General features: G+C 71.2%; 3 protein-coding genes. All 3 read left to right on the forward strand.

The genetic code is table 11. The features are described from left to right. Positions 1 to 179: 179 nt before the first annotated feature. The 3 genes from ACWGI8_RS42615 to ACWGI8_RS42625 all read left to right on the forward strand — a co-directional run bounded on the left by ACWGI8_RS42615 (position 180) and on the right by ACWGI8_RS42625 (position 2,707). On the forward strand, positions 180 to 380 hold the full coding sequence (locus tag ACWGI8_RS42615) for a hypothetical protein (protein ID WP_453668838.1): 201 nt from the start codon (positions 180 to 182) through the stop codon (positions 378 to 380). Next, positions 377 to 772 carry a type II toxin-antitoxin system death-on-curing family toxin gene (locus tag ACWGI8_RS42620; RefSeq protein ID WP_453668839.1) on the forward strand — a complete coding sequence of 132 codons (396 nt, stop codon included), beginning with the start codon at positions 377 to 379 and terminating at the stop codon, positions 770 to 772. Before ACWGI8_RS42615 ends, ACWGI8_RS42620 begins: the two co-directional genes overlap by 4 nt. A 150-nt stretch (positions 773 to 922) precedes the next feature. Further along, entirely contained in the window at positions 923 to 2,707 is a 1,785-nt protein-coding gene (locus ACWGI8_RS42625) for a DEAD/DEAH box helicase (protein ID WP_453668840.1), read from the forward strand. Positions 2,708 to 2,799 lie beyond the last annotated feature (92 nt).

Raw genomic sequence — 2,799 nt, forward strand, 5'->3', positions numbered from 1 at the left:
CCCCAGGCCCTGCGGGCCTGGGGAGACCCCATGCACCGGACCCCGCTCGCCCCGCGGCGGTAGCCGCAGATGTCGCTGCCGGCCTGATCCGAACGACAGGCCCTGGCAACTGAGTACGTCACCGCGCCCGTCGCGGAACTCGCCGCGCGGCGGCGCGGGGCCGCGCTTAGCATCGGGCCATGCACGAGCTCACGATCATCCTCACCGATGCCGAACGCGACACGCTCCATGACCTCGCGGACGCACAGGACCGAAGCGCGGAGGAGCTCGCGCACGATGCGGTGCATCACTATCTGCGGGTGCAGAGCGACCGGCTGGCCGCGCTGGCCGGGCGGCTGGCGCAGCAGCACGCGGGTCTGCTGAGGAGGCTTGGCGAATGACCCACCAGACCACGAGCCAGACGCGTCATCTCACCGTGAGCGAGGTGACCGGGATCGCCCGGATCGCCTTCGGCGGACATCCGCCCGAGCTACGGGCCGGCGGCCTGCTGGAGTCGGCGGTGCACCGGCCGCGGGCACGGATGTACGGGGTCGCCGCGTACCCGGATCTCTACGAGCAGGCAGGCGCGCTGCTGCACGCCATCGCCGCGAACCACCCGTTCGTCGACGGCAACAAGCGCACGGCATGGCTGTCGGCCGCCGTCTTCCTCGCTCTCAACGGCGCCGACCCGGCGGGCATCGACCAGGACCGGGCGTACGACCTGGTCGTCGCCGTCGCGGCCGGGGAGCTCACCGATCCTGCGGCGATCGGCGCGGTGCTGCGCACGCTGTGAGCCCGGCCGCCCACGGTGTGGGCGGGGGCTGTGAGGCGGGTCTCACCCCGTCCCGGACTCGCCCCGTGAGGCCCGTCCGGGGGCGGCCGCACCGGTAGGGTGGCCCGGTTGTCGTACGTAACGCCGTAGCCCTGCCTCGAACCGGAGACCGTGACTACTACCGCCTCCCACCACCTCTCACCCGCCTTCCCCGGCCGTGCCCCGTGGGGTACGGCCGGCAAGCTGCGCGCCTGGCAGCAGGGCGCCATGGAGAAGTACATCCAGGAGCAGCCCCGTGACTTCCTCGCGGTGGCGACCCCCGGCGCCGGTAAGACGACCTTCGCGCTCACCCTCGCGTCCTGGCTGCTGCACCACCACGTCGTGCAGCAGATCACCGTGGTCGCACCGACCGAGCATCTGAAGAAGCAGTGGGCGGCCGCGGCTGCCCGGATCGGCATCAAGCTCGACCCGGACTACAGCGCGGGTCCGCTGAGCAAGGAGTACGACGGCGTCGCCGTCACGTACGCCGGCGTCGGCGTACGCCCGATGCTGCACCGCAACCGCAGCGAGCAGCGCAAGACCCTCGTCATCCTCGACGAGATCCACCACGCCGGTGACTCCAAGTCGTGGGGCGAGGCGTGCCTGGAGGCGTTCGAGCCGGCGACCCGTCGCCTCGCCCTCACCGGTACGCCGTTCAGGTCCGACACGAACCCGATCCCCTTCGTCACGTACGAGGAGGGGAACGACGGCATCCGCCGGTCGTCCGCCGACTACACGTACGGCTACGGGAACGCCCTCGGCGACGGCGTCGTCCGGCCCGTCATCTTCCTCAGCTACAGCGGCAACATGCGCTGGCGCACCAAGGCCGGCGACGAGATCGCCGCCCGGCTCGGCGAGCCGATGACGAAGGACGCCATCTCGCAGGCATGGCGCACCGCCCTCGACCCGCGCGGCGACTGGATGCCGAACGTGCTGCGCGCCGCCGACCAGCGGCTGACCGAGGTCAGGAAGGGGATCCCGGACGCGGGCGGCCTCGTCATCGCCTCCGACCAGGACTCGGCCCGCGCGTACGCCAAGCTCATCCGGGAGATCACCGGTACGAAGGCGACCGTCGTGCTCTCCGACGACGCGGGCGCGTCGAAGCGGATCGACGAGTTCAGCGAGAACGAGGACCGCTGGATGGTCGCGGTCCGCATGGTGTCCGAAGGCGTCGACGTGCCCCGGCTGGCGGTGGGCGTCTACGCCACGACGATTTCGACGCCGCTCTTCTTCGCCCAGGCCGTCGGCCGTTTCGTACGGTCCCGGCGGCGCGGCGAGACCGCGTCCGTCTTCCTGCCCACCATCCCGATGCTGCTCGGCTTCGCCAATGAGATGGAGGTCGAGCGCGACCACGTGCTCGACCGGCCGAAGAAGGACGGGGACGAAGACCCGTACGCCGAGTCCGAGAAGGAGATGGACGAGGCGAACAAGGAGCAGGACGAGGACACCGGGGAGCAGGACATGCTGCCCTTCGAGGCCCTGGAGTCCGACGCGGTCTTCGACCGGGTGATGTACAACGGCGCCGAGTTCGGCATGCAGGCCCACCCGGGGAGCGAGGAGGAGCAGGACTACCTCGGTATCCCCGGGCTGCTGGAGCCGGACCAGGTGCAGCTGCTGCTGCAGAAGCGGCAGGCGCGGCAGATCGCGCACAGCCGCAAGAAGCCGGACGAGGAGGCGGACCTGCTGGAGCTGCCGGCCGAGCGGCGGCCGGTGGTCTCGCACAAGGAGCTGCTGGAGCTGAGGAAGCAGCTGAACACGATGGTGGGTGCGTACGTCCATCAGAGCGGCAAGCCGCACGGGGTGATCCACACCGAGCTGCGCCGGGTGTGCGGGGGGCCGCCGAGCGCGGAGGCGACGGCGGGGCAGATCCGGGAGCGGATCAAGAAGGTGCAGGAGTGGGCCACGCGGATGCGGTGACGGCGCCACGCCGGGTGTGAGCACGCCGGCCGTGAGCATGCCGGCCGTGAAGCACGTCGGCCGTGAGGGAGGGCCCGGACGCGACCGCGTCC

The sequence above is a fragment of the Streptomyces sp. NPDC054841 genome, assembly GCF_053611045.1.

Bases quoted from the DNA above. Each gene is read 5' to 3' on its own strand.
- ACWGI8_RS42615 (WP_453668838.1), top strand. From the start codon at position 180: ATGCACGAGCTCACGATCATCCTCACCGATGCCGAACGCGACACGCTC.
- ACWGI8_RS42620 (WP_453668839.1), top strand. From the start codon at position 377: ATGACCCACCAGACCACGAGCCAGACGCGTCATCTCACCGTGAGCGAG.